This window comes from Morganella sp. B601 (assembly GCF_051172335.1).
In the GTDB taxonomy this organism is placed as follows: Bacteria; Pseudomonadota; Gammaproteobacteria; order Enterobacterales; family Enterobacteriaceae; genus Morganella; species Morganella morganii.
Genome location: NZ_JBPIZE010000001.1, coordinates 606167 through 619264, shown reverse-complemented (window position 1 = coordinate 619264; position 13098 = coordinate 606167). Strand labels below are relative to the sequence as shown.

The 13098-nt window shown below is 54.4% G+C and carries 11 protein-coding genes; 5 read left to right on the top strand and 6 right to left on the bottom strand.

Annotated features, from left to right (window positions below; genetic code table 11):
• Positions 1-9 precede the first annotated feature (9 nt).
• Positions 10-1014: a substrate-binding domain-containing protein gene (locus ACSBQN_RS02805; RefSeq protein ID WP_004904318.1), complete on the bottom strand. Its 1005-nt coding sequence runs from the start codon at positions 1012-1014 to the stop codon at positions 10-12.
• 98 nt (positions 1015-1112) lie between these two features.
• On the opposite strand from ACSBQN_RS02805, the gene ACSBQN_RS02800 reads away from it, so the two are divergent.
• Positions 1113-1445 carry a tRNA-binding protein gene (locus tag ACSBQN_RS02800; RefSeq protein WP_004242310.1) on the top strand — a complete coding sequence of 111 codons (333 nt, stop codon included), beginning with the start codon at positions 1113-1115 and terminating at the stop codon, positions 1443-1445.
• 36 nt (positions 1446-1481) lie between these two features.
• Here the strand turns inward: ACSBQN_RS02800 and ACSBQN_RS02795 are convergent, their stop codons facing one another.
• From ACSBQN_RS02795 to galE, 4 genes are all read right to left on the bottom strand, one after another.
• Positions 1482-2552, bottom strand: coding sequence for a galactose-1-epimerase (locus ACSBQN_RS02795; protein WP_214167944.1), 1071 nt, complete (start codon positions 2550-2552; stop codon positions 1482-1484).
• Between the two features lie 11 nt (positions 2553-2563).
• Positions 2564-3718, bottom strand: coding sequence for a galactokinase (gene galK, locus ACSBQN_RS02790; protein WP_024474918.1), 1155 nt, complete (start codon positions 3716-3718; stop codon positions 2564-2566).
• Positions 3719-3731: 13 nt separating this feature from the next.
• Positions 3732-4784, bottom strand: coding sequence for a UDP-glucose--hexose-1-phosphate uridylyltransferase (locus ACSBQN_RS02785; protein WP_214176885.1), 1053 nt, complete (start codon positions 4782-4784; stop codon positions 3732-3734).
• A 73-nt stretch (positions 4785-4857) separates the two neighbouring features.
• Positions 4858-5874 carry a UDP-glucose 4-epimerase GalE gene (gene galE / locus ACSBQN_RS02780; protein ID WP_004242315.1) on the bottom strand — a complete coding sequence of 339 codons (1017 nt, stop codon included), beginning with the start codon at positions 5872-5874 and terminating at the stop codon, positions 4858-4860.
• A 241-nt stretch (positions 5875-6115) separates the two neighbouring features.
• On the opposite strand from galE, the gene ebgR reads away from it, so the two are divergent.
• The 4 genes from ebgR (at position 6116) to ACSBQN_RS02760 (ending at position 12363) form a co-directional block, all read left to right on the top strand.
• Positions 6116-7105: a transcriptional regulator EbgR gene (ebgR, locus tag ACSBQN_RS02775; RefSeq protein WP_024474916.1), complete on the top strand. Its 990-nt coding sequence runs from the start codon at positions 6116-6118 to the stop codon at positions 7103-7105.
• A gap of 266 nt (positions 7106-7371) precedes the next feature.
• Positions 7372-10434, top strand: a complete 3063-nt coding sequence (gene ebgA / locus ACSBQN_RS02770) for a beta-galactosidase subunit alpha (protein ID WP_354633194.1) — start codon at positions 7372-7374, stop codon at positions 10432-10434.
• Positions 10431-10880, top strand: coding sequence for a beta-galactosidase subunit beta (locus ACSBQN_RS02765; protein WP_024474914.1), 450 nt, complete (start codon positions 10431-10433; stop codon positions 10878-10880). The genes ebgA and ACSBQN_RS02765 overlap by 4 nt, the downstream gene beginning before the upstream one ends.
• A 16-nt stretch (positions 10881-10896) precedes the next feature.
• Complete coding sequence (locus ACSBQN_RS02760; protein ID WP_004238594.1) at positions 10897-12363, top strand: amino acid permease; 1467 nt, start codon at positions 10897-10899, stop codon at positions 12361-12363.
• Between the two features lie 229 nt (positions 12364-12592).
• Here ACSBQN_RS02760 and ACSBQN_RS02755 read toward each other — a convergent pair whose 3' ends face one another.
• Positions 12593-13093: a hypothetical protein gene (locus ACSBQN_RS02755; protein WP_004238593.1), complete on the bottom strand. Its 501-nt coding sequence runs from the start codon at positions 13091-13093 to the stop codon at positions 12593-12595.
• Positions 13094-13098: the final 5 nt, after the last annotated feature.

Below are 13098 nucleotides of genomic sequence, written 5' to 3'. Positions count from 1 at the left end.
ACATTCTCGTCAGGAAAATCTGCTCATCACCGAGTGGCGGAGAACCAGAGTCGGTGTGTAACACGGCGGACAAAACGGCAGCGCCTGCGAGGACGCCAGCGCCAGTGCCAGCTGTGTTGCTGTCTGAGCCATCATGTCAACAGGATAACGTATTGTGGTCAGACGAGGTTGGATATATCGTGCGATCATGCTGTCATCAAAGCCGATAACAGAAATATCTTCCGGCGCGCGCAGCCCGTTCGCTTCAATCACCGACAGCGCCCCCGCCGCCATAAAATCGTTGTATGCCACGACCGCCGTCACCGGCAGTGAAAGGGACAAAACAGCGCTCATTGCCGCCTCTCCGCCTTCTGCCACCGGTTCACCAACGGCAATATAGGCTTCCGGCAGCTCACAGCCTGCTTCTGTCAGGGCATCTCTGTAGCCCGCCAGCCTCTGTGCGCTGTCTTCGATCGTGTGTGATGACGATAAGCAGGCAATATGGCGGTGCCCCTGTTTCAGCAGATATTGTGTGGCAAGCTGAGTACCGCGCCGGTTATCCAGGGCAACACAGCGGTTTTCCAGCCCCGGGATCATACGGTTGATAAATACCATCGACGGCATCTCCGCTGCATAACCGCGCAGCTCTTCATCACTCAGTGCCTTGGCATGGATCACACAGGCATCACAGCGGCTGTTCATCAGTAATTCGATACCGCGCCGCTCATCCTCCTGCCGGTGGTAGCCATTGCCGATTAAAAGATGTTTTCCGTGCTGATGCGCCACCTCATCTGCGGCTTTGACCAGTGAACCGAAAAACGGATCGGACACATCCCCCACCAGCACGCCGACAATATCACTGCTCTGGCTGACCAGCGCCCGCGCCGCCGCATTCGGGCGGTAAGCCAGCTCCTTCATGGCCGCCTGAACCGCACGGATGGATTCCGCCCCCGCTTTTGGTGACTGATTGATAACCCGCGAGACCGTTGCCACTGAGACTCCCGCCAGTTTCGCAACATCTTTAATCGTTGCCATTTACCGCTCCGTTATTGTTTTGTGATCCCGGTACTTGCCATCCGGCATAACTCTGCTAATTTTTATTATCTTTTACTAAAATTTTACCGGATTTTACTATGGAAACTGTCGCTTACCCTGATTTCGCTAAACTGGAGATCCGCACCGGCCGGATCACGGATGTCAAACGTCACGAAAATGCCGATAAACTCTATATTGTTCAGATAAATGTAGGTGACCGCTCACTTCAGACCGTCACCAGTCTCGTGCCGTATTATACAGAGGAAGAGTTGCTGCATAAGCAGGTCGTGGTGCTGTGCAATCTGCAGAAAGCCAAAATGCGCGGCGAAACCTCTGAATGTATGCTGCTGTGCGCCGAAACCGATGACGGCTCAGAAAGCGTCCTGCTGACCCCGGAACGTGTAATGCCTGCCGGTGTCCGTATTGTCTGATAAAGCAAAAGTGGCTCACCGTTGTGAGCCACTGATTTAAAACACAAACCGGTATACTGTCACACTCTCCCGCTGTTCCCCCGCTGCTGAAATGCCTCTGACCGCATCCGGCCAGTGCGGGTAATTCGGCCCGTCCGGGAAATACTGGGTTTCCAGCGCCAGCCCGGCATAATCCTGATAATCGCCGTGTTTTCCCGGCTGACCGCCGAGATAATTGCCGGTATAAAGCTGTATGCAGGGCATGGTGGTCGCCACTTCCAGACACACATCCCCCGCCGGTGACCAGTATGCCGCGACAGTCTGTTTACCATCACACAATGCCGGATCCGGCACAAAGGCGTGATCAAAGCCTTTTGTCTGCTGTTGTGCCGCCTCAGACATAAAATCCTGAGACAGCGCCCTGCGGGTACGCAAATCAAACACAGTGCCGGCCACAGGGCAGAGTGTGCCGTCCGGTAAGTTATCTGCATTCAGCCCCAGACGTTTGTCCGCCCGGATCTGCATTTCCCCTTCTGTCACCTTCACGCCGCTGCTTTCACCGGCAAGGTTAAAGTAAGCGTGATTGGTCAGGCTGACCGGACAGGCTTTGTCTGTTTGTGTCCGGTAAGTCAGGCGGACTTCGTTTTCCGGGGTCAGCTGATAAGTCACTTCTGCGCTGAGATTGCCCGGAAAGCCCTGGTCGCCATCCGGGGATTGCAGGGAGAATGTTACGGAATCCGCTGAGCGGCGGCGGATTTGCCAGCGCCGGTGGCTGAAGTTATCCGTTCCGCCGTGCAAGCAAGTAGAGCCTTCATTACAGGCGAGCGGATAAAACTGCCCTTTCAGGGTGAAACCGCCGCCCGCAATGCGGTTAGCAAAACGCCCGACCGTCGCGCCGAAATAAGCGGTCTGACGGGCAAATCCGGCGCTGTCCGCCACACCGCACACCACATCCCGCATCCCGTCTGCCAGCGGCAGCTCACAGCTGAGCCAGGTCGCGCCGGTATCGGCAATACTGATGCGCATGCCGTTGCGGTTGATCAGAACCACTACCTCCGCCGGTCTGCCGTCTGCGGCAGGCTCTGTTGCCAGCGCCCGTTCATAAGGGCGCTGCTGCATATGTGTCATATTGCCTCCGGTCAGCGGATCACACCGGCGCCGTCACTGGCACGGCAGACATAAATATCCGCAGTCAGCCCGGAGATCGCCGTATAGTGTGCGTTAATCGCATCTGTAACCGGTGCGACATGTTCCGGTTTCACCAACGCAACCACACAACCGCCGAAGCCGCCGCCGGTCATGCGGACACCGCCTTCCGCGCCGATAACATCACCGATAATCGTAACCAGCGCATCAATTTCAGGGGCCGTGATTTCGAAGTCATCACGCATAGAGTGATGGGATTCCGCCATCAGCTGGCTGAGGCGCGGTAAATCCCCGTCTTTCAGGGCTTCCGCTGCCGCAAGGGTACGGATATTTTCGCTGATCACATGACGGGCCCGTTTCGCGGTCACCGTATCCAGCTCATGAGCCAGGGCGGTGAACTGCTCCATTGTCACATCCCGCAGCGCCGGAACGCCGAAAAACTCCGCTGCCGCCTCACACTGACGCCGCCGGGTGTTGTATTCGCTGTCCACCAGCCCGCGTTTTTTGTTGGAGTTAATAATCATCACCACACTGTTTTCCGGCATGGCAACCGCGCGGGTTTCCAGGCTGCGGCAGTCGATCAGCAATGCGTGCCCGTCTTCACCACAGGCTGAAATCAGCTGATCCATAATGCCGCAGTTACAGCCGACAAACTGGTTCTCCGCCTGCTGCCCGTTCAGGGCAATGACTTCACGGCTGACGGGTAAATCATACAGGGCTTTGACAGTCTGGCCGATCACCACCTCCAGCGAGGCGGAACTGCTCAGACCCGCGCCCTGCGGCACATTGCCGCTGACAGCAATATTCATCCCGCCGAACACAAAACCGCGCTCCGCCAGGTATTTGATCACGCCGCGGATATAATTCGCCCACAATTTATTGTCACGGTATTCGATCGGCTGTGAGAGATCAAACTCATCGCGATCATTATCATAATCCGCAGCCACCACGCAGACCTTCTGATCATCACGCCGCGAGGCGGCTGCCACGGTGCCGAAATCAATGGCACACGGCAGAACAAAACCGTCGTTATAATCTGTGTGTTCGCCAATCAGATTCACGCGGCCCGGTGCCCGGATCAGCATGTCAGGGGATGCGCCGAAGCACTGTTCAAAGGCATGTTGTACCTTGCTGATAACTGTTTTCATCGGAATCCTCAGATTATAAAGGGGTTTTAAAGTGATGGTCGCTGACTGCACGCAGCCTCTCTGCGGCCTGCTCCGGTGTCAGGTCACGCTGGCTTTCCGCCAGCATTTCATAGCCGACCATAAATTTGCGCACTGTCGCGGAACGCAGCAGCGGCGGATAATAGAGTGCATGTAACTGCCAGTGATCCACCGGTTCGCACTGCCGGAAATACGGCGCAAAATGCCAGCCCATCGAGTACGGGAAGGCGCAGCGGAACAGGTTATCGTAGCGGCTGGTGAGTTTTTTCAGTGCCAGTGCGAGGTCATCCCGCTCCGCATCTGTCATGGCTTCCATCCGGGTGATCACGCGGTGTTTCGGCAGCAGCATGGTTTCAAACGGCCACGCCGCCCAGTACGGTACTACCGCCAGCCAGTGCTCCGTTTCCGTCACAGTACGGCTGCCGTCTTTCAGCTCCGCCTGTGCGTAATCCAGCAGCAGGTTACTGCCGTGCTGACGGGAATAGTCGCGCAGCAATCCGTCTTTGCGGCTCAGGGCATCAGGCAGAAAATCACCGGCCCAGATCTGACCGTGCGGATGCGGCTGTGAGCAGCCCATCAGTTCCCCTTTATTCTCAAACAGCTGCACCCAGAGGTATTTTTCCCCGAGTTCCTGTGCCTGCGCCTGCCAGGTATCAATGACGGCACGGATTTGTACCACCGGCAGTTCCGGCAGGGTTTTGCTGTGGTCGGGAGAAAAACAGAGCACGCGGCTCAGCCCGCTGACGGCCTGAGTCTGAAATAACGGACTGGTGTTTTCCGGCTGTGTGCAGGGCTGCGGTCTCAGCGCGGAGAAGTCATTCTGAAAAACATAAGTGCCGGTGTAAGCAGGATTAATATCGCCGCTTACCCGGGTATTTCCCGGACACAAAAAACAGTCCGGGTCATAAGCCGGTAAATCCGCCACATCAGCGACTTCATCTCTCCCCTGCCACGGGCGTTTTGCCCGGTGAGGCGAGACTAAAATCCACTGTCCCGTTAACGGGTTATAGCGGCGATGAGGGCAATCAGACGGATCAAAAGTCATCATAGACACAATTCTCTCTGACGATGAAACGGGTTAGCGATGATTGTCCTCAGGCGTTACCGGTTTTCGTCTTTCGTCAGTCTGCGTAACCTTCCGGGTTCTGCTGCTGCCAGCGCCAGGCATCCTGCGCCATATCATCAACAGTACGGACGGCACGCCACTGCATATCGCGGGCCGCTTTATCCGGGCTTGACCAGCACTCGGCGATATCCCCCGGACGGCGGTCACAGACCGCATACGGGATCGGTTTACCGGCAGCTTTACTGAACGCCGCAATCATTTCCAGCACACTGGTGCCTTTGCCGGTGCCCAGGTTATAGATATGCAGCCCGGAGGACTGTGCCACGGTTTTCAGTGCCGCAACATGGCCGTCCGCCAGATCCATCACATGGATGTAATCACGCACCCCGGTACCATCAGGTGTAGGGTAATCGTTTCCATAGATACTGACTTTTTCACGGCGGCCGATAGCAACCTGAGTGATATATGGCGTCAGGTTATTCGGGATACCTTTCGGATCCTCACCCATCGTGCCTGTCGGATGCGCCCCGACCGGGTTGAAATAACGCAGCAGTGACACAGACCAGTCATTATCCGCGATCAGCACATCATTCAGAATGCGCTCAACCATATATTTACTGGTGCCGTAAGGGTTTGTGGTGTTGCCGATAGCGGATTCTTCGGTGATCGGCACACTGGCCGGATCGCCGTACACTGTCGCGGAAGAGCTGAAAATAATCCGTTTTACCTGCGCCCGCTTCATGCTGCGCAGCAGAACCAGCGTGCCGTTGATATTGTTATCATAATATTCAACCGGTTTTTCCACGGATTCACCCACGGCTTTCAGGCCCGCAAAGTGAATCACCGCATCGATACGGTGTTTGGCAAATACGCTGTCAAGAAAGGCTTCATCACGGATATCCCCCTGATAAAACACAGGTTCTTTTCCGGTAATTGCAGTGATCCGCGCCAGAACTTTGGCATTGGCGTTACACAGATTATCCACAATAACCGGTGTCATGCCTGCATTCATCAGCTGTACGCAGGTATGGCTGCCGATATAGCCCATACCGCCGGTGACAAGAATTTCCACATATACCTCTCAGGCTTTGTAATGTATTCAGAGAAAACCAAAGTATAACGTGAGGACGGGGAAGATTCTAACCATGAATAGTTTTTGAGTCTGTGATACTGATCTGATTTGTGTAAACGTTTACACTAATGCGCTGAATGGTTTTTACTAAAAGTTTCTGTGCTACTATAAGCAGCTGTTACTGCCTGAATTACGCCTGTTGCCCTGCCGCAGTTCCCGGCCGGAGGAGAAAGAACAAAAAATGGCCACGCTAAAAGATATCGCCCGGCAAGCCGGTGTCTCACTCGCCACCGTGTCGCGGGTGCTGAATGACGACCCGACACTCAGTGTGAAAGAAGAAACCAAGCTGCGTATTCTGGAAATCGCCGAGAAACTGGAATACACCGTTTCCGCGCAGCGCCGTCACACCCCGGGCAAACGTCAGGCACAGCGGCTGCATTTTCTGGCGGTTTACAGCTATCCGAAAACAGCGGAAATTAATGATCCTTATTATCTCTCCATCCGCCACGGCATTGAATTACAGAGTGAGCGGCTGGGTATTGAGCTGACACACGCTTATGAAAACAACCTTCCGGAGACAGTTTCCCGCCCGGACGGCGTGCTGCTGATCGGACACGGTGCCCGCGCGGTACTGACAGAGGTGCAGGCGCTCTGCTCTGCCGTCTGCTTTGTCGATTTCAGCGATCGCCAGAGTGATTATGACGCGGTGGATATTGACCTCGCGTACATTGCGCAATCCGTAACCGATTTCTTTATTGCGCAGGGTTATGACCGGATAGGTTTTATCGGCGGGCAGGATTCCCCGGCGGCGGCGGATATCCGCGAAGTCGCGTTTACGGAATACGGCTCACTGCGCGGTGTGGTGCGCGGGGAAGATATCTATCGCGGGGATTTCTCCAGCGCGTCCGGTTATGCGCTGGCAAAACAGATGCTGGCCGGAGAGAGCTACCCGAAGGCCCTGTTTGTCGCTTCTGACTCCATTGCTATCGGCGTGCTGCGCGCCCTGCATGAACAGCATATCGCTATCCCGGAGGATATCGCCCTCATCAGCGTCAATGATATCCCGACCGCCAAATTTACCATTCCGTCACTGTCGACCGTCCGCATCCACTCTGAGGTGATGGGCAGCCAGGGCGTCAATCTGCTGTTTGAACGTCTGCGTGACGAACGGCAGGAGCCGCTTCAGGTCTTTGCCGCCTCCCGCCTTATTCTGCGCGGCACCACGAAGTAACACACCCTCCGTAAGATTCTGACGGCTGCCGGAAAAGGCAGCCGTTTTTCTTTCAGTAAAATTTACCTTCCGCAAAGATGACTGCTTTTTACACAATTTAGCGTTTCAGCTCACAAGATTGTGCCGCTGTTGTGCGGAATATGTGATCAGGTTAAACATCTTAGTTTTACTCTGTAGTTTTTAGTAAAACTTTTACTAATATCCCGTTAATGATTGATCTCATCCGATAGCCCGCAGTAATTGCTGACTATAAAGAAGGAGCTTCTGTGAATAACTGGGAAAACTACACCCTGCTGCATGAAAACCGCCTGCCGCCGCGTGCCTATTTCTTTGCCTATGATAACGATGCCGCCGCCCGCACTTATCAGCGTGAGCTGAGTCAGGGCTTTAAACTGCTCAGCGGGCAATGGCAGTTCCGCTATTTTGATCATCCGCTGCGCGTACCGGAGGCGTTTTATCACACACCAATGACAGAATGGTCATACATCACTGTCCCGAATATGTGGCAGATGGAAGGTCACGGGCAGCTTCAGTATACCGATGAGGGCTGGCCGTTTCCGATTGATGTGCCGTTTGTCCCGTCAGATAACCCGACCGGTGCCTATCAGCGCACGTTTACGCTGGACGAAAACTGGTCACAACAACAGGTCATTATTAAATTTGACGGCGTTGAAACCTATTTTGAAGTCTATGTGAACGGCCACTATGCCGGATTCAGCAAAGGCAGTCGCCTGACCGCTGAATTTGATATCACCGCCTTTGTCAGCGCCGGGGAAAATCTGTTATCTGTCCGCGTCATGCAGTGGGCAGACAGCACCTATATTGAAGACCAGGATATGTGGTGGATGGCGGGGATTTTCCGCGATGTGTATCTGATTGCACAGCCGCCGGTACATGTCCGTGATCTGACTGTCCGCACCGATTTTGCGCCGGATTACCGCAGCGCCCTGCTGACCGCCTCTGCGGAAATTGCCGGTTCTGCAGAAGGGATGCAGATTGAGGCCGTTTTATATGACGGCAGCACCGTCTGTTTTTCACAGAAAAAAGCACTGACTGCTGACGATCATACCATTACATTCACCGCAGATATCGCTTTCCCGCGCTGCTGGAGTGCGGAAGATCCGCATCTGTATCACCTGCTGATCCGCCTGTCGGACAGCAACGGCAACCTGCTCAGTGTAATCCCGCAGCGGGTGGGATTCCGCGATATTAAAGTCCGCAACGGCCTGTTTTATATCAACAATCATTATGTCAAATTACACGGCGTTAACCGTCACGATAATGATGAGCACAAAGGCCGTGCTGTCGGTATCCGCCGGATGGAGCAGGATCTGCGGCTGATGAAGCAGCACAATATCAATGCTGTCCGTACCGCGCACTACCCGAACGATCCGCGCTTTTACGAGCTGTGCGATATTTACGGCCTGTTTGTGATGGCGGAAACCGATGTGGAAACCCACGGTTTTGCCAACGTCGGCAATCTCAGTCAGATCACCGGTGATCCGTCCTGGGAGCCGGTGTATGTCGACCGCATCCGCCGCCAGGTACATGCACAGAAAAACCATCCGTCCGTGATTATGTGGTCGCTCGGTAATGAATCCGGTTACGGCTGTAATATCCGTGCCATGTATGATGCCGCAAAAGCCATTGATGACACCCGCCTGATCCACTATGAAGAAGACCGTGATGCCGATGTGGCGGATATCATCAGCACCATGTATTCCCGCGTGCAGATGATGAATGAGTTCGGTGAATATCCGCACCCGAAACCGCGCATTATCTGTGAATATGCCCACGCCATGGGCAACGGGCCGGGCGGACTGAGTGAATATCAGGCAGTGTTTGACCGTCATGATGCGATTCAGGGACATTTTGTCTGGGAATGGTGTGACCACGGTATTCTGGCACAGGATGAACAGGGTCGTCCGTTCTATAAATACGGCGGTGACTACGGCGATTACCCTAACAACTATAACTTCTGCATGGATGGCCTGATTTTCCCGGATCAAACCCCGTCCGCCGGACTGAAAGAGTACAAACAGGTGATTGCACCAGTGAAAGTGCGCGATTTTGATGCGAACAGCGGCGAAATCACCATTGAAAACCGCTTCTGGTTCAGTACGCTGGCAGAATGTCAGATCCGCGCTGAATATATTGCTGACGGCGACATTATTCACAGTGAAATGTTATCACTGCCTGAACTCGCCTCCCGCGAAAGCGCCCGCATTGCCCTGAACTTACCGGCTGCCGATGGCCGCGAAATGTTTGTCAATATCATCGTTACCCGCCTGAATGCCACCCGCTACAGTGCTGCCGGACATGAAATCGCGGTTTATCAGTTCCCGCTGGCGGCGGCATCCGCGCCGGTGCTGCCGTTTATCCGCCATGATGCCACGCCGCTGACGGTCTGTGACGAGCGCCTGGAAATGCATATTCGCGGTTGTGATTTCACCCTCACCTTCTCAAAAACTGACGGTAAATTAATCCGCTGGGAAAACAGAGGGCAATCCCTGCTCGCCGCCGCACCACGGATGCGTTTCTTTAAGCCGATGATTGATAACCATAAACAGGAATATGAAGGTTTATGGCATCCGGCACATCTGCAAATCATGCAGGAACATTTCCGGGGTATGGAAACAGCACAGGAAAACGGCCATGTGATTGTCACGGTGAACTCCGTGGTTGCCCCGCCGGTGTTTGATTTCGGCATGCGCTGCACTTACCGCTACACCATTGCACCGGACGGCCATGTTGCGGTGACCCTCAGCGGTGAGCCGTACGGCGATTATCCGCATGTGATCCCGTGCATCGGCATGGATATGGGCATCGATGCCCGCTTTGACCACGCGGAATACTACGGCCGCGGGCCGGGCGAGAACTACGCCGACAGCTGCAAAGCCAATCTCATCGGCCGTTATCAGTCGCCGGTCAGTGACCTGTTTGTCAATTATCCGTTCCCGCAGAACAACGGCAACCATCAGGACACCCGCTGGCTGGCGCTGACGGACAATCACGGCAGCGGCCTGTTTGTGCGTCCTGATCAGCCGATCAATTTCAGCTGCTGGCCGTGCCGGGGGGAAGAACTCCACCGCGCCCGGCATCAGCATGAATGGCAGCCGGACGGCCATATCACTCTGAACCTTGATCACGCCCTGACCGGGCTGGGCTCTAACTCCTGGGGCAGTGAAGTCCTCGACAGTTACCGTGTCTATTTCCGGCCGTTCCGTTTCGGATTCACACTGCTGCCGTTTACCGAAGGCGACTGCCGTGCGGAAACACTGGCAACACTCCATTTTTCAGGCGAAACACACTCAGGAGGCCGGGCATGATCCTGTTTACTGATTTAACGGATTTTCAGCGTTTTTTCCGTCAGGGAAAAAAATGGCAGCGTTGTATTGAGGCCATCAATAACCTCCCGTCTATTCATCCTGATGTGACCTATTCTGTCGGTGATTCGCTGATATACCGCCTTCAGACTAAAGCAGCGCCGCAGCCGGATTTCCTCGGTAAACGCCGTTATTTTCAGGTGCATTACTGGCTGGAGGGGGAGGAGCGCGTGGAGTATGCCGCCAAATCCGCCCTGACCCCAGTAAATGCTTACAGTGATGAAACTGACCGGGAAATCCTGCGCGGTAAAGGGGAAACCCTGCTCTGCAAACCCGGCAATGTGCTGGTGTGTGAAAATCACGAGGCATACCGGTTCACCTGCTCAGGCGATGTCCGCAAAGTGGTGCTTACCGTGACCATTGAAGACGGTTATTTCCTGAATAAATAGACCCACGGAGAACGCTATGTCCACATCCGCGCGTAATACCATCGGCAAGTTCGGACTGCTGTCCATGACCTTTGCCGCTGTATACAGTTTTAACAACGTCATTAATAATAATATCGAGCTCGGACTGGCTTCCGCACCGATGTTCTTTATCGCCACGATTTTCTATTTTATTCCGTTCTGTCTGATTATCGCGGAGTTCGTCTCCCTGAATAAAAACTCCGAAGCCGGTGTTTACGCCTGGGTGCGCAGTGCCCTCGGCGGCCGCTGGGCTTTCCTCGCTGCTTATACCTACTGGTTTGTGAACCTGTTTTTCTTCACCTCGCTGCTGCCGCGTGTTATCGCCTATGCTTCTTACGCTTTCCTCGGCTATGAATATATCTTCACGCCGGTCACCACTGCGCTGCTCAGTACCGTGCTGTTTGCCTTCTCCACCTATGTTTCCACCAACGGGGCAAAACTGCTGGGACCGATGACCTCTGTCACTTCCTCGATGATGCTGCTGCTGACCTTCTCGTATATCGCGCTGGCCGGCGTTGCGCTGGTGGGGGGAATTCAGCCTGCGGATCCGATCACTGTGGAAGCCATGACGCCGAACTTTAACTGGGCATTCCTCGGGATCACCGCGTGGATCTTTATGGCGGCCGGAGGTGCGGAATCAGTTGCCGTGTATGTGAATGACGTCAAAGGCGGCAGTAAAGCATTCGTGAAGGTGATTATTATTGCCGGATTATTCATCGGCCTGCTCTATTCCGTCTCCTCCGTGGTGATCAACGTGTTTGTACCGCGTGAAGCACTGAAGTTTACCGGCGGCTCTGTCCAGGTCTTTGAAGGGTTATCCACCTATTTCGGTCTGCCGGAGATCCTGATGAACCGCTTTGTCGGCGTGGTCTCTTTCACCGCCATGTTCGGCTCCCTGCTGATGTGGACCGCGGCACCGGTTAAAATCTTCTTCGCGGAGATCCCGAAAGGTGTCTTTGGTGCCAAAACAGTCGAGCTGAACAAACACGGCGTTCCGGCACGTGCCGCCTGGATCCAGTTCCTGATTGTGATCCCGCTGATGTTTATCCCGACCCTCGGTTCCGATACCGTTCAGGATCTGATGAACACCGTCATCAACATGACTGCCGCCGCTTCTATGCTGCCGCCGCTGTTTATTATGCTGGCGTACCTGAATCTGCGCCGCAAACTGGATCATATCCCGCGTGACTTCCGCATGGGTTCACGCACCACGGGGATTGCGGTGGTCTCCCTGCTGATTGTGATTTTCACTATCGGCTTCCTGGCCTCCACTTTCCCGACCGGTGCCAACATTGCGACCATTCTGTTCTATAACGTCAGCGGGATCCTGATTTTCCTGGGCTACGCCTGGTGGAAATACAGCCGTTATGAGAAAACCCTGACCGCAGAAGAGCGGAAAATCGCCGATGCCCCGACCGCGCAAACCGCACTGGCCCGCGGCGAAGAATCCGTCGATAATATCTGATTATCCTGCAGATACTGAAAAGCCACCGGACGGTGGCTTTTTTATTGTGCTCAGAGAATCCCCTGACAGACCGGGGTATATTATTTCTGATAGTCCGGTGACTCCGGTGGTAACCGGCAAAAATGAAAAGTCGCTGTAAATACGGTTCCTGTACGCTCAGGCTCGCCATCCATGGCTCGCATGCTTTTCATTTCTCTGCCGGTTACCCCCCTTTTACATTAAAACCAGCTCAGTAACGCGGCGGCTGCAACTCCATCGGTACTGTGTCGGAAGTTTTGATCAGATTAATAAAATCGATTCCCTGCGGGCTGAAAATAAACAACGCATAGCCGGTGGCCATTTTAATATCATCGTTGCGGGCAATCCCCGGGAAGCCCGGCATCGGGCCGCCTTTTTCAACCTGCTTAATCAGCCCCACCTGGTCAATCATCACACTGCATGCCAGCTGACCGTTCATCTCTTTTTTATCCATCCGCACCATATCGCCCTGATACGGACGTGAGGTGAAGTGGTCAACGCCGTTTTTGTCCTTCACGCCCACACCATACTGATTGGTGGATTTATCCAGCAGCGTCAGAGCAATACTCTGTGATTCCCCCTGCAGCGGCAGCTGATAAACACCGGTGAAATCCGGGCAGTTTTCCTGCGTCTGCGCCGGTGGCAGAGGCGCGGCACAACCGCTGAGCAAAATCGGGAGCAGTGCGGTTGCCAGCCAGAGTTTGTGCGTCATAAATA

Excerpts from the sequence above, each read along its gene's own strand:
- ACSBQN_RS02795 (WP_214167944.1), bottom strand. The coding sequence starts at position 2,552 with ATGACACATATGCAGCAGCGCCCTTATGAACGGGCGCTGGCAACAGAG.
- galK (WP_024474918.1), bottom strand. The coding sequence starts at position 3,718 with ATGAAAACAGTTATCAGCAAGGTACAACATGCCTTTGAACAGTGCTTC.
- ACSBQN_RS02800 (WP_004242310.1), top strand. The coding sequence starts at position 1,113 with ATGGAAACTGTCGCTTACCCTGATTTCGCTAAACTGGAGATCCGCACC.
- ebgR (WP_024474916.1), top strand. The coding sequence starts at position 6,116 with ATGGCCACGCTAAAAGATATCGCCCGGCAAGCCGGTGTCTCACTCGCC.
- ACSBQN_RS02760 (WP_004238594.1), top strand. The coding sequence starts at position 10,897 with ATGTCCACATCCGCGCGTAATACCATCGGCAAGTTCGGACTGCTGTCC.
- ACSBQN_RS02805 (WP_004904318.1), bottom strand. The coding sequence starts at position 1,014 with ATGGCAACGATTAAAGATGTTGCGAAACTGGCGGGAGTCTCAGTGGCA.
- ACSBQN_RS02765 (WP_024474914.1), top strand. The coding sequence starts at position 10,431 with ATGATCCTGTTTACTGATTTAACGGATTTTCAGCGTTTTTTCCGTCAG.
- ACSBQN_RS02755 (WP_004238593.1), bottom strand. The coding sequence starts at position 13,093 with ATGACGCACAAACTCTGGCTGGCAACCGCACTGCTCCCGATTTTGCTC.
- ACSBQN_RS02785 (WP_214176885.1), bottom strand. The coding sequence starts at position 4,784 with ATGATGACTTTTGATCCGTCTGATTGCCCTCATCGCCGCTATAACCCG.